Origin of the sequence: Pseudoxanthomonas suwonensis J47, from assembly GCF_000513955.1 — a bacterium.
Classification (GTDB): domain Bacteria; phylum Pseudomonadota; class Gammaproteobacteria; order Xanthomonadales; family Xanthomonadaceae; genus Pseudoxanthomonas; species Pseudoxanthomonas suwonensis_C.
Genome location: NZ_AZUZ01000001.1, coordinates 211,566 through 223,801, shown reverse-complemented (window position 1 = coordinate 223,801; position 12,236 = coordinate 211,566). Strand labels below are relative to the sequence as shown.

Here is a 12,236-nt window from a genome sequence, read left to right as displayed (position 1 = left end):
GCTCAGTCCAGGCCGAGCGCGCGGCGCAGGAACGGCACGGTGACCCGGCGCTGCGCCGCCAGCGATTCGCGGTCGATCCGCTCCAGCAGCGCCAGCAGCTGCGAGAGGTCGCGCCCGGTGCGGGTCAGCAGCCAGTCGATCGCCGCTTCCTCCAGCACCAGGCCGCGGCGGCGGGCACGGTCGCGCAGCACCTCGCGGCGGCCCTCGTCGTCCAGCGTGGCCAGGGCGATACGCGTGCACTGGCCCAGCCGCGAACGCAGGTCCGGCAACACCAGCGGCAGCGCCGCCGGCCCCGCCGAGGCCAGGTAGAGCACGCCGCGGCCGGAGGCGCGGGCGCGGTTGTGGAAGTCGAACAGCGCGACCTCGTCGTCGCGGTTGCCGGCCACCGCCTCCAGTCCGTCGAGGGCGACGACGTCGACCGCCTCCAGCGCCTCCAGCGCCTCGTGCAGGCGGCCGGCGGCCGCGCGCAGCGGCAGGTAGGCCGGGCGGCGCCCGGCCTGCTCGGCCTCGGCGCACACCGCCAGGCCCAGGTGGGTCTTGCCGGTGCCGCTGGCGCCTTCCACGTACAGCCAGTCCGCGCCGGCCTCGCGCGCCAGCGCGCGCAGCTGCGCGATCGCGCCTTCGGGGGCGCGCACGAAGCCCTCCAGGCGCTGGTCCGGCGGATACCGCAACGACAACGGCAGCTGGGGCGTGGCCCCGGGAGCACCACTCACGGTTCGCTCCGCTCCTGCACCACCGTTTCCTCGACCGTGCCGGGGTCCATGTACGGGTCCAGCAGGATCGTCGGGTGGTCGCCGGTGTACAGCCCGCTCTCGCGGTAGCGCTCGTTGGCGAAGCGCAGCAGCACGTTGGCCACCGCCGCCACCGGCAGCGCCAGCAGCATGCCGAGGAAGCCGAACAGCTGGCCGCCGGCGAGGATCGCGAAGATCACCGCCATCGGGTGCAGGCCGATCTTGTCACCGACGATGCGCGGGGTCAGCACGTAGCTCTCCAGCAGCTGGCCGACCGTGAACACCACGCCGACCAGCACCAGCAGCTTCAGGTCGAAGCCCTGCGCCTGGACCAGCGCGGCGACCACCGCCAGGACCACGCCGGTCGTCGCGCCGAGGTACGGGATGAAGCTGATCAGGCCGGCGATGATCCCGATCAGCACGCCGAGCTTGAGCCCGACCAGCTGCAGGCCGATCGCGTAGATCGCGCCCAGCGCCAGCATCACCAGGAACTGGCCGCGCAGGAACGCGCCGAGCACCTCGTTGGATTCGCGCGCCAGCCGCGAGGCCGTGCCGACGTGGTCGCGCGGCACCAGCGCGGCGACGCGTTCCACCAGCAGGTCCCAGTCGCGCAGGAAGTAGAAGGTCAGGATCGGCACCAGCACCACGTTGGCGACCCAGGCGATCATCGCCACGCCCGAGCGCGACAGGTAGCCGAACAGGGTCGCGGCAAAGCCGCCGGCCGTGCTCCAGTGCTCGCGGACCCAGCCGTACAGGCGCTCGGTGTCGAACCAGCCGACCAGGTCCAGCCCGCTCTTCGCCTCCAGCCACGGCAGCGCGGTGGTCATGAACCAGTCGCGGTAGCCCGGCGCGGCCTCGACCAGGGTGCGCACCTGCCGCTCCAGCAGCGGCACCAGGATCAGCAGCCCCAGCAGCAGCACCAGGGTCATCAGGAAGAACACCAGGCCCACGGCGACGTTGCGCGAATAGCCGCGGCGCTGCAGCCGGTCGGCCAGCGGATCGCCCAGCCAGCCCAGCAGCGCGCCGAGCACGAACGGGGTCAGGATCGGCGCCAGCACCCACAGCAGCCACAGCGCGCCCAGGCCCACCGCCAGCCAGCGCAGCTGGCGCAGGAAGCGCGCGATCTCGTATTCGGGCGAGTTCTCGGGACTGGTGCTCATCGGATCCGGTACTCCGCGGTCGCGCCTTCCACGGCCACCACCGGCGCGTCGGGGCCGAGCATGCGGTTGAAGCCGGATACGCCGGTCAGCAGCTCCAGGTCCAGCTCGACGCGGTCGCCGTCGGCGCGTGCCGGCACGATCCCGCGCACCACCGGCATGCGCTGCAGCGCGGCCGACAGGCGCAGGTAGTCCTCGGCGCTGTGCAGGCCGGTGAACACCAGGCGGTAAGTGCCGGCCGGCTCGGAGGGCGGCGCCTTGGCGTAGCGCTGGACCAGCGCGTCGGCGGCCACGTCGGCGCCGGAGGCGATGGCGCGGCGCGCGTCGGCCTCCTCGACCGTGCGCGTGGCCAGCACCCGGCCGGCGTCGACGAAGGTCCAGTCGGCGGTCCAGCCGGGGCCGTTGCGGTAGAGCTTGCCGATCAGCTGCATCGGCGGGCTGTAGCGGGCCGAGGCGCGGGCCACGGCGGCCGGGTCGTTGCGCCAGATCGCGCCGACCGCGGCCTGCTCGGCGGCGGCGCCGGCCGGCAGGCCGAGGCGGAAGCCGCGCTCCTGGGCGCGATCGAGCACGCTGCGCGCGGCGTTGACCTGGGCGGTGGTGAGCAGGCGCGGGCCGCTGCCGTCGTCGATCGCCAGCCAAAGCACCGGCTTGGGCCGCGGCTGCGGCCACACCGGCAGGCCCAGCGCGGCGATCATCCCGTCCACCGCTTCCGGCTTGAAGCGCACCACCAGCATGGTGCGGAAGGTGGTCGCGCCGGTCGCGCCCACGCCCTGGTCCTGGCGGAAGTCGTAGGAATCGACGTAGTTGCGGGCGTTGCGCAGCTCCTGGGCCACCCCCGGGCGGTTCACCACCGCGGCGTCGCCGGACAGCTTCTCCAGCACCCGCGCCAGGGCGCGGGCATAGCCGGCCTCGCGGGCCTCGCCGGTCTGGCTGCCGACCGGGACCTCGGCGGCGTACAGGCCCTCGGCGCGGGCCACGTCGCCCTCGGTGCGCAGGCCCTCCTGGGCGCGCGCGGGCACGGCGGCCGCGCCCAGTGCCAGGCACAGCCACAGCAGTGGGGTCAGGCCAGCGTTAGCACGGAGGGCTCGCATGCGGTGTCCTTGCCGGGGGCGGTAATGCGGTGAATTGTTGCCCGAATGCCCGTATCGCGCCAATCAAGGCGCGCGGCCGCCTTCACGCCCCGGCCGCCGGGCGGACGCGGCTGGTAGAATGCGCGCCTTCCCCGCTAGCGCTGCCGCAGGCCTTGAACGTGAGCCAGACCCCGACGCCCGCCCCCCTCACCTACCGCGACGCGGGCGTGGACATCGACGCCGGCAACGAAGTCGTCGAGCGGATCAAGCCGCTGGTGCGGCGCAGCTTCCGCCCCGAGGTCATGGGCGGCCTGGGCGGTTTCGGCGCGCTGTTCGACCTGTCGAACAAGTACCGCGAGCCGGTGCTGGTTTCCGGCACCGACGGCGTCGGCACCAAGCTCAAGCTGGCCCAGCAGCTGGGCCGCCACGACACCATCGGCATCGACCTGGTCGCCATGTGCGTCAACGACATCCTGGTCCAGGGCGCCGAACCGCTGTTCTTCCTCGACTACTTCGCCACCGGCAAGCTGGACGTGGACACCACCGTCGCGGTGGTCGGCGGCATCGCCCGCGGCTGCGAGGAGTCCGGCTGCGCGCTGATCGGCGGCGAGACCGCCGAGATGCCGGACATGTACCCGCCGGGCGAGTACGACCTGGCTGGCTTCGCCGTCGGCGCAGTGGAGAAGTCGCAGCTGCTGGACGGCGCCAGGGTGCGCGAGGGCGACGTGCTGCTCGGCATCGCCTCCTCCGGCCCGCATTCCAACGGCTATTCGCTGATCCGCCGCATCTTCGACCGCGCCGGCCGCCCGGCCGATGTGCAGGTCGGCGGCGTGGCCCTGGCCGACGCGCTGATGGCGCCGACCCGCCTCTACGTGAAGCCGGTGCTGGCGCTGCTGGGCGAGCACGGCGAATCGATCCACGCCATGGCCCACATCACCGGCGGCGGCCTGACCGAGAACATCATCCGCGTTATCCCCGACGGCCTGGGCCTGGACATCGAGGCCTCGGCGATCGTCCTGCCGCCGGTGTTCGACTGGCTGCAGCGCGAAGGCGCGGTGGCCGACGCGGAGATGTGGCGCACCTTCAACTGCGGCGTCGGCTTCGTGCTGGTGCTGCCGCAGGAAGCGGTCGCCGCGGTGTCCGCGAGCCTGGACGCGCAAGGCCTGGCGCATCGCGCGATCGGCCAGGTGGTGCGCGCCGCCGGCGACGGCGAACGCGTCCGCATCGGCTGACCGGGCCGTGGACACCGCCCCGCCCCCGCTGGAAGCGACGGCCGACGACCTGCGCCACCTGCAGCTGCTGTCGGTATTCCACTACGTGCTGGGCGGCGTGACCGGGCTGTTCGCGCTGTTCCCGGTGATCCACCTGGTCATGGGCCTGGCCATCGTCAGCGGCCGCCTGCCGATGGAGGCCGCCGGCGCGGCCCCGTTCGACCCGCGGATGTTCGGCTGGATCTTCGTGGTGGCCGCGTCGCTGATGATCGGGTTCGGCCTCGCCCTCGCCGGCCTGATGGTCTACGCCGGCCGCTGCATCGCCCGCCGCCGCCGGCACCTGCTGTGCCTGGTGGTCGCCGCCCTGTCCTGCATGATGATGCCGCTGGGCACGGTGCTGGGCGTGTTCACCCTGTTGGTGCTGACCCGGCCGCGGGTCCGCGCCCTGTTCCCGGAATCCTGAATGCCGCCGGTGTCCGCCCGCCTCCCGGCCGCGGGGGCCGCCGCATGAGCGCGCGCGTCGCCGTCCTTGTTTCCGGCCGCGGCAGCAACCTGCAGGCCCTGCTCGACGCGATCGCCGACGGCCGCCTCGACGCCGAAGTGGTGGGCGTGTTCTCCGACCGCCCGGGCGCGCCTGCGCTGGCCAAGGTGCCCGGTCCGCTGCGCTGGAGCGCCAACGCGCGCGCCTTCCCCGACCGCGCCACGTTCGACGCCGCGCTCGGCGACGCGGTGGCGGCCGTGCGGCCGGACTGGATCTTCTGCGCCGGCTACATGCGCATCCTCGGCGACGCCTTCGTGCGCCGCTTCGAGGGTCGCCTGCTGAACGTGCACCCCTCGCTGCTGCCGCTGTACAAGGGCCTGCACACCCACGCGCGAGCGCTGGAAGCCGGCGACGTCGAGCACGGCGCCAGCGTCCACTTCGTGGTGCCGGAGCTGGATGCCGGGGCGGTGGTGGCGCAGGTGCGCATCCCGGTCGAAGCCGGCGATACGCCCGAAACCCTGGCCGCGCGCCTGCTCCCGCATGAACACCGGCTGGTGGTCGCGGTCATGGCCCTGGCGGCATCCGGCCGCCTTGCTGAACAGGATGGCCAGGTCCGGGTCGATGGTCAGACCCTGTTTAGACCGCTGCAACTAGATTCCGCTGGCATCCTGCATCCGGAATCACGCGGCTGAGCCGCTGTTCCGGGCATGCTGCAGCCTTTCCCGCCGATCCGCCTGCATGCCCCTTCCCGCGAACATCTTCCGCCTCCCGATCCTCGGCCTGTGCCTGCTTGGCGCCGGCTGGCACGCGGCTGCCCTCGCCCGGGCCGGCGCGGCGGATGAACCTGCGTCCTCGGCGCTGGGGCCCACCGGATCGCCGCCGCGGCTGCTGGAGCCGTTCTACGCGACCTACGAGGCGCACTACCAGGGCAAGCCGGCCGGAAACGCCAGCATGCAGCTGGTCCACACCGGCGACGGGCGCTGGCGGCTGGACCTGTCGATCCTGGGCGAACGCGGCATCGCCGGCGCCACCCGCCTGCGCATCGAACAGAGCACGGTGTTCGACGAGGCCGGCGGGTACTACCGGCCGCTGAGCCAGAGCACGGTGCGCAAGGTGCTGATGTTCGACCAGCGCGCCACCGGCACCTACGACTGGTCGCGGATGCAGGCGCAGTGGCAGGGCAAGCTGAAGAAGGACCGGCGCAAGCCGCTGGAGCTGCAGCCCGGCGACATGAGCGCGCTGCTGCTCAACCTGGCGATCATGCGCGACGCCGATCCCGGCGATACCCTGCACTACCGCCTCGTGGACATGGGCCGTGCCCGCGACCACACCTACGTGGTCTCCGCCGAACCCGAGATCATGGCCGTCGGCGACATGAGTTACGACGCCCTGCGCGTGGCCCGCACCGACAAGCCCGGCGACGAGACCGTCCTGTGGGTCGCCAGCGGCGTGCCCACACCCGTCCGCATCCTGCAGCGCAAGGATGGCGAGGACGAGATCGACCTGCGCCTGGTCGAATACCGAGGAGTCTGAAATGTTGGGACGCATCCGCTTCCGTTACGCCCCCTGGCTGGCCGTGCTGCTGGCGCTGGCCGCCACCACCGCGCAGGCCGCGTCGCTGGAGCCGTTCACCGCCGACTACCAGGCCAGCTACCTGGGCATGCAGGCCACCGGCACCATGAGCCTGGCCCAGGAGGGCGGCAACCGCTGGAAGTACAGCCTGGCCATCCGCAACCAGGTCGCCGACGTGAGCCAGAACACGGTGTTCGACGAACACCAGGGCCGGCTGCGCCCGCTCAGCAGCAGCGACCGCTCGGCGGCGGTGTTCAAGAAGAAGAACGTCGACGCGACCTACGACTGGAAGGCCGGCACCGCCACCTGGAGCGGCGACGTCAAGCCCGAACGCCGTGGCCCGGTGAAGCTGCAGCCCGGCGACATGGACGCGCTGCTGATCAACCTCGCCGTGGTCCGCGACCTGGCCGCCGGCCGCCCGCTCAAGTACCGCATGGTCGACGAGGGCCGCGTGCGCGAGATGGAGTGGGAAGTGGTCGGCAAGGAAGCGGTCACCGTCGGCGGCGCCAGCAAGCAGGCGACCAAGCTGGTGCGGCGCACCGACAAGCGCGAGATGCTGGTGTGGATCGTGCCGGAGCTGCCGGTGCCCGCGCGCGTCCTGCAGCGCGAGAACGGCATGGACACGATCAACCTGGTCCTGCGCTCGGTGCGCTGAACCCGGAGGGCGCCGGCCACGGCGTCCGCGCCGCTACTCCTCGCGGAACACCGTGCGGCAGTCGACCCGGATGGCTTCGCCGCCGGAAAAGCGGCGGAAGGTGGTGCATTCGCGGTTGCCGTCGCGCGAATGCTCCGCCGTGACCGCGTAGAAGGACTGCAGGATCTCGGCGCGGGTCACCGTGCCGTCGCCGTCCCAGTCCATGTCGCGGGTCTCGACGCCGCGGGTCACCGCCATCCCGACCCAGCCCATCCAGCCGACCAGCAGCAGCAACGCCGCAAGCAGGGCCAGCAGCAGCTTGCGGCGCGGCGTCAGCTTGCCCCGCAACAGCATCAGCCGTCGATCCTGCGGATCCGCGCGCCGAGCGCACCGAGCTTCTCCTCGATGTTCTCGTAGCCGCGGTCCAGGTGGTAGATGCGGTCGATGGTGGTATCGCCGCTGGCGACCAGGCCGGCCAGCACCAGCGAAGCCGAGGCGCGCAGGTCGGTGGCCATCACCGGCGCGCCGCTGAGCTGCGGCACGCCGCGCACGATCGCGGTATGCCCGTCGACGCGGATGTCCGCGCCCAGGCGCAGCAGTTCGTTGACGTGCATGAAGCGGTTCTCGAAGATCGTCTCGCTGATCACGCCCACGCCATCGGCGATGCAGTTGAGCGCCATGAACTGCGCCTGCATGTCGGTCGGGAACGCCGGGTACGGCGCGGTGGTCAGGCTCACCGCCTTCGGCCGCCTGCCGTGCATGTCCAGGGTGATGCTGTCGGCGGTGGTGGTGATCTCGGCGCCGGCCTCGGCCAGCTTCACCAGCACCGCGTCGAGGGTGTCGGCGCGCGCACCGAGCGCGGTGACGCGCCCGCCGGTCATGGCCGCGGCGACCAGGAAGGTACCGGTCTCGATGCGGTCCGGCAGCACGGTGTGGCGGCCACCGCCCAGGCGCTCGACGCCATGGATGGTGATGCGCGGGGTGCCGGCGCCCTCGATCCGCGCGCCCAGCGCGTTGAGGCATTCGGCCAGGTCGGTGATCTCCGGCTCCATCGCCGCGTTCTCGAGCACGGTGGTGCCCTCGGCCAGGGTGGCCGCGGCCATCACGTTCTCGGTGCCGGTCACGGTGGCCATGTCGAACACGAAGCGCCCGCCCTTGAGGCGGTTCGCACGGGCCTTGATGAAGCCGTTCTCGACGCTGATTTCCGCGCCCAGCGCCTGCAGGCCGCGGATGTGCTGGTCGACCGGGCGCGAGCCGATCGCGCAGCCGCCCGGCAGCGAGACCTCGGCCGCGCCGTGGCGGGCCAGCAGCGGGCCCAGCACCAGGATCGAGGCGCGCATGGTCTTGACCAGTTCGTAGGGCGCCACGTGCTGGTCCACGCTGCACGGGTCGACCACCAGGCGGCTGCCGCGCGCCAGCGTGCCGCGCTCGAGCTCGACTCCGGCGCCCAGCTCGCGCAGCAGCTTGATCGTGGTGACCACGTCGTGCAGGTACGGGACGTTGAGCACTTCCACCGGCGCGTCGGCCAGCAGGGTCGCGCAGAGGATGGGAAGGACGGCGTTCTTGGCGCCGGAGATGGCGACTTCGCCGCGGAGCGGCGTGCCGCCGCTGACTACGATCTTCTGCATTGGAACCTGCTTTGTCCGGGCGCGGGGGCGGTGGCGGGGCGGCTCAGGCCGCCTCGTCGGGAGTGACGGTCTTCAGGGCCAGGGCGTGGATCGCCCCGCCCATCAGCTCGCCCAGGGTGGCGTAGACCATGCGGTGGCGGGCCAGCGGCAGCTTGCCGCGGAAGGCCTCGCAGACCACGGTGGCTTCGAAGTGCACGCCGTCGTCGCCGTGCACCTGCGCACGCGCGCCGGGCAGGCCGTCCTCGATCATGCGGCGGATGGTGTCGGCGTCCATGTAGCGCTTGGCCTAGAATGAAGCCCCGCATTCTAGCGAATCCGGCCGTTCCGGACCGAGCCCTGCATGAGCCAGTCCCCACTCCCGGCAGCCCCCCGCCCCGTCTCCGCCGATCCCGCCGGGCTGGTGGCCAGCGGCCGTCGCGTCCTGGAAATCGAGGGCCAGGCCCTTGCCGCCGTCGGCGCCCGCATCGGCGACGACTTCGCCCGCGCCTGCGCACTGGTGCTGGCCGGGACCGGCCGCGTGGTCGCCACCGGCATGGGCAAGTCCGGCCACGTGGCGCGCAAGATCGCCGCGACCCTCGCCTCCACCGGCACCCCGGCCTTCTTCGTCCACCCCGGCGAGGCCGGCCACGGCGACCTGGGCATGATCACCGACACCGACGTGGTCCTGGCGATCTCCTACTCGGGCGAATCGGACGAGATCCTGATGCTGCTGCCGGCGCTGCGCCGCCAGGGCAACGCGGTGATCGCGATGACCGGCCGGCCGCAGTCCAGCCTGGCGCGCGAGGCCGACGTGCACCTGGACGTGTCGGTGCCGACCGAGGCCTGCCCGCTGCACCTGGCGCCGACCTCCAGCACCACCGCCACCCTCGCCCTCGGCGACGCGCTGGCGGTCGCGCTGCTCGAGGCGCGCGGCTTCACCGCCGACGACTTCGCCCGCTCGCACCCGGCCGGCAGCCTCGGCCGCCGGCTGCTGCTGCACATCGACGACGTGATGCATGGCGGCGAGGCGCTGCCGGCGGTCCGCGCCGGCGCCACCGTCGCCGAGGCGCTGGTGGAAATGAGCCGCAAGCGCCTGGGCATGACCGGCATCGTCGACGCCGACGGACGCCTGCTCGGCATCTTCACCGACGGCGACCTGCGCCGCGCCCTCGACCAGGGCGTCGACGTGCGCGGCACCCCGATCGACGCGGTGATGACCCGCAACCCGCGCACCGTGCGCGCCGGGCAGATGGCCACCGAAGCGGCGCGGCTGATGGAGCAGCACCGCATCAACGGCCTGCTCGTGGTCGACGACGACGGCCGCGCCGTCGGCGCGCTCAACATTCACGACCTGTTGCGCGCGCGCGTGGTTTAACCGGCTTCCTGCATACGGACCCCTACGTGCCCTACGACCCCCTCGCGACCGTCGCCCCCGACATCCACGAGCGCGCCCGCCGCATCGGCCTCGTGTGCCTGGACGTGGACGGCACGCTGACCGACGGCCGCCTGTACTTCGACAGCGCCGGCAACGAGATGAAGTCCTTCAGCGTGCTCGATGGCCAGGGCCTGGTGCAGCTGCGCCGGTTCGGCTTCCAGGTCGCGCTGATCACCGCGCGGCCCAGCCTGGTGGCGCAGAAGCGCGGCGCCGACCTGGGGCTGGAAACGCACATCGGCGTGCTCGACAAGCTGGCCTGCATGGACGAACTGATCGCCCGCCACGGCCTGTCGCGCGAGCAGACCTGCTTCGTCGGCGACGACCTGCCCGACCTGGACTGCCTGCGCGCCGTCGGCCTGTCGGTGGCGCCGGCCACCGCGCATCCGTGGATCGCCGAGATCGTGCACTGGCGCACCCGCGCCAACGCCGGCGAAGGCGCGGCGCGCGAGGTCTGCGACGTGCTGCTGGCCGCGCAGGGCCACGTCGGCGACATCCTCGCCGGCGGCCACGGCGCGCGCGACGGACGCCGCGCATGAGCTGGCGCACCGTCCTAGGCCTGGTCCTGCTGGCCGCCGCCATCGTCAGCGGCTGGTCGGCCTGGCGCATGCGCGACCGCGGCGCCGCCCCGGCCGAGGCCGGGCAACGCTCGGACTACGTGCTGCGCGACTTCGAGATGGTCACCCTGGCCCGCGACGGCACCGAGGCCGTGCGCCTGAAGGCGCCGGAACTGCAGCGCAGCCGCGAGGACGAGAGCCTGGCGATCACCGAGCCGGTGTTCCTGGTGCCCGCGCAGGAGGGCATGTGGCGGCTCAGCGCCGACCGCGGCTGGGTCGCCCCGGGCGGCGACCTCGCCCGCCTCGAGGGCAACGTCGCCGGCGACGGCGAAGGCGACAATCCCTCGCAGGTGTCCCTGCGCACCGGCTGGCTGGAACTGCTCCCGGAGACCCACCAGGCGCGCACCGGCGACCGCGTCACCCTGACCCAGCCGGGTATCATCCAGACCGGCGTCGGCATGGAAGCCGACCTCCGCAACCGCAATTACCGCCTGCTCTCCCAAGTCAAGGTCCGTTATGAGCTCTCCAAGCGCTAGAGGGACCGCACTGGCCCTGGCCTGCCTGCTGCTGGTCCCCGGGCTGGCCGCGGCCCGTTCCGCCGACCGCAACCAGCCCATGGACCTGGAGTCGGACCACCAGGACTGCAACGTCGCCGACGAGAACAGCAAGTGCGTGTTCTCCGGCAACGTGATCATCCGCCAGGGCACCCTGGACGTGCGCGCCTCGCGCGCCGAGGTGCTGCGTCGCGGCGGCGACGTCGACCAGGTGGTGCTCACCGGCAAGCAGGCCACCATGCGCCAGGAGCTCGACGACGGCACGGTGATGAACGCGCGCGCCGACCGCATCGTCTACGAGCCGCGCAAGGAGATCCTGACCCTGACCGGCAACTTCAGGATCGAGTCGCCGCGCGGCAGCAACAGCGGCCAGCGCATGGTCTACAACATGGCCACCGGGCAGATGCAGAGCGGCGGCGACGGCACCCGCGTGCGCACGGTGATCCAGCCGCGCGTGCAGGCGCCGGCCAAGGGCGGGGACAACTGATGCTGGTCGCCGAAGGCCTGCGCAAGCGCTACCGCCAGCGCGAAGTGGTGCGCGAGTTCGGGCTCAGCCTGGACGCGGGTGAAGTCGTGGGCCTGCTCGGCCCCAACGGCGCCGGCAAGACCACCTGCTTCTACATGATCGTCGGCCTGGTCGCCGCCGACGCCGGGCGCATCGTGCTCGACGGCCGCGACATCACCGGCGAGCCGATGTACACCCGCGCCCGCCTGGGCGTCGGCTACCTGCCGCAGGAAGCCTCGGTGTTCCGCAAGCTCACCGTGGCCGACAACCTGCGCCTGGTCCTGCAGCTGCGCGAGGACCTGGACGGCGAAGGCATCGAGCGCGAACTCTCGTCGCTGCTGGACGAACTGCAGATCGGCCACGTCGCCGACCAGCTCGGCGCCAGCCTGTCCGGCGGGGAGCGCCGCCGCTGCGAGATCGCCCGCGCCCTGGCCGCCAAACCCCGCCTGATCCTGCTCGACGAGCCCTTCGCCGGCGTCGACCCGATCTCGGTCGGGGAGATCCAGCGCATCGTCACCCACCTGAAGAACCGGGGCATCGGGGTCCTGATCACGGACCACAACGTGCGCGAGACCTTGGGAATCTGCGACCGGGCGTATATCCTGAACGAAGGAAGCGTACTGGCGCAGGGGGCGCCGGACGCGCTGCTGGCCAACCCGGACGTGCGCCGGGTGTACCTCGGGGACGCGTTCCGCCTGTAGTCCGCCCGCACCCCCGGCTGGCCG

Annotated in this window: 16 protein-coding genes; 10 read left to right on the top strand and 6 right to left on the bottom strand. The window is 72.4% G+C overall.

Annotation, left to right across the window (positions count from 1 at the left end; translation table 11 throughout):
- Positions 1 to 2 precede the first annotated feature (2 nt).
- From hda to M503_RS0100960, 3 genes are read right to left on the bottom strand one after another with little or no spacing between them, the layout of a single operon-like run.
- Positions 3 to 713: a DnaA regulatory inactivator Hda gene (hda, locus tag M503_RS0100970; RefSeq protein ID WP_037060065.1), complete on the bottom strand. Its 711-nt coding sequence runs from the start codon at positions 711 to 713 to the stop codon at positions 3 to 5.
- A complete protein-coding gene (locus M503_RS0100965; protein ID WP_028918592.1) occupies positions 710 to 1,891 on the bottom strand; it encodes an AI-2E family transporter in 1,182 nt (393 codons plus the stop codon). Before M503_RS0100965 ends, hda begins: the two co-directional genes overlap by 4 nt.
- On the bottom strand, positions 1,888 to 2,979 hold the full coding sequence (locus M503_RS0100960) for a DUF2066 domain-containing protein (RefSeq protein WP_037060062.1): 1,092 nt from the start codon (positions 2,977 to 2,979) through the stop codon (positions 1,888 to 1,890). The genes M503_RS0100965 and M503_RS0100960 overlap by 4 nt, the downstream gene beginning before the upstream one ends.
- A 158-nt stretch (positions 2,980 to 3,137) precedes the next feature.
- Here M503_RS0100960 and purM point away from each other — a divergent pair, with 158 nt between their 5' ends.
- The 5 genes from purM to M503_RS0100935 are packed head-to-tail and all read left to right on the top strand — an operon-like array spanning position 3,138 to position 6,877.
- On the top strand, positions 3,138 to 4,190 hold the full coding sequence (purM, locus tag M503_RS0100955) for a phosphoribosylformylglycinamidine cyclo-ligase (protein ID WP_028918590.1): 1,053 nt from the start codon (positions 3,138 to 3,140) through the stop codon (positions 4,188 to 4,190).
- Positions 4,191 to 4,197: 7 nt separating this feature from the next.
- A complete protein-coding gene (locus tag M503_RS0100950; protein WP_028918589.1) occupies positions 4,198 to 4,632 on the top strand; it encodes a hypothetical protein in 435 nt (144 codons plus the stop codon).
- Positions 4,633 to 4,676: 44 nt separating this feature from the next.
- Positions 4,677 to 5,342 carry a phosphoribosylglycinamide formyltransferase gene (purN, locus tag M503_RS0100945; RefSeq protein WP_028918588.1) on the top strand — a complete coding sequence of 222 codons (666 nt, stop codon included), beginning with the start codon at positions 4,677 to 4,679 and terminating at the stop codon, positions 5,340 to 5,342.
- 46 nt (positions 5,343 to 5,388) lie between these two features.
- Complete coding sequence (locus M503_RS0100940; RefSeq protein WP_037060060.1) at positions 5,389 to 6,183, top strand: DUF3108 domain-containing protein; 795 nt, start codon at positions 5,389 to 5,391, stop codon at positions 6,181 to 6,183.
- Between the two features lies 1 nt (position 6,184).
- Positions 6,185 to 6,877: a DUF3108 domain-containing protein gene (locus M503_RS0100935; RefSeq protein WP_051414070.1), complete on the top strand. Its 693-nt coding sequence runs from the start codon at positions 6,185 to 6,187 to the stop codon at positions 6,875 to 6,877.
- A 33-nt stretch (positions 6,878 to 6,910) separates the two neighbouring features.
- Here the strand turns inward: M503_RS0100935 and M503_RS0100930 are convergent, their stop codons facing one another.
- The 3 genes from M503_RS0100930 to M503_RS0100920 are packed head-to-tail and all read right to left on the bottom strand — an operon-like array spanning position 6,911 to position 8,758.
- A complete protein-coding gene (locus M503_RS0100930; protein WP_028918585.1) occupies positions 6,911 to 7,210 on the bottom strand; it encodes a hypothetical protein in 300 nt (99 codons plus the stop codon).
- A complete protein-coding gene (murA, locus tag M503_RS0100925) occupies positions 7,210 to 8,484 on the bottom strand; it encodes a UDP-N-acetylglucosamine 1-carboxyvinyltransferase (RefSeq protein ID WP_028918584.1) in 1,275 nt (424 codons plus the stop codon). Before murA ends, M503_RS0100930 begins: the two co-directional genes overlap by 1 nt.
- A 43-nt stretch (positions 8,485 to 8,527) precedes the next feature.
- Positions 8,528 to 8,758, bottom strand: a complete 231-nt coding sequence (locus M503_RS0100920; protein WP_024868191.1) for a BolA family protein — start codon at positions 8,756 to 8,758, stop codon at positions 8,528 to 8,530.
- Between the two features lie 66 nt (positions 8,759 to 8,824).
- Between M503_RS0100920 and M503_RS0100915 the strand changes: the two genes are divergently transcribed.
- The 5 genes from M503_RS0100915 to lptB are packed head-to-tail and all read left to right on the top strand — an operon-like array spanning position 8,825 to position 12,212.
- Complete coding sequence (locus tag M503_RS0100915; RefSeq protein WP_028918583.1) at positions 8,825 to 9,838, top strand: KpsF/GutQ family sugar-phosphate isomerase; 1,014 nt, start codon at positions 8,825 to 8,827, stop codon at positions 9,836 to 9,838.
- A gap of 26 nt (positions 9,839 to 9,864) precedes the next feature.
- Positions 9,865 to 10,434, top strand: a complete 570-nt coding sequence (locus M503_RS0100910; RefSeq protein WP_028918582.1) for a KdsC family phosphatase — start codon at positions 9,865 to 9,867, stop codon at positions 10,432 to 10,434.
- Entirely contained in the window at positions 10,431 to 10,988 is a 558-nt protein-coding gene (lptC, locus tag M503_RS0100905) for an LPS export ABC transporter periplasmic protein LptC (RefSeq protein ID WP_028918581.1), read from the top strand. The genes M503_RS0100910 and lptC overlap by 4 nt, the downstream gene beginning before the upstream one ends.
- Positions 10,969 to 11,493 carry a lipopolysaccharide transport periplasmic protein LptA gene (lptA, locus tag M503_RS0100900; protein WP_024868187.1) on the top strand — a complete coding sequence of 175 codons (525 nt, stop codon included), beginning with the start codon at positions 10,969 to 10,971 and terminating at the stop codon, positions 11,491 to 11,493. The genes lptC and lptA overlap by 20 nt, the downstream gene beginning before the upstream one ends.
- On the top strand, positions 11,493 to 12,212 hold the full coding sequence (gene lptB, locus M503_RS0100895; protein WP_028918580.1) for an LPS export ABC transporter ATP-binding protein: 720 nt from the start codon (positions 11,493 to 11,495) through the stop codon (positions 12,210 to 12,212). Before lptA ends, lptB begins: the two co-directional genes overlap by 1 nt.
- Positions 12,213 to 12,236: the final 24 nt, after the last annotated feature.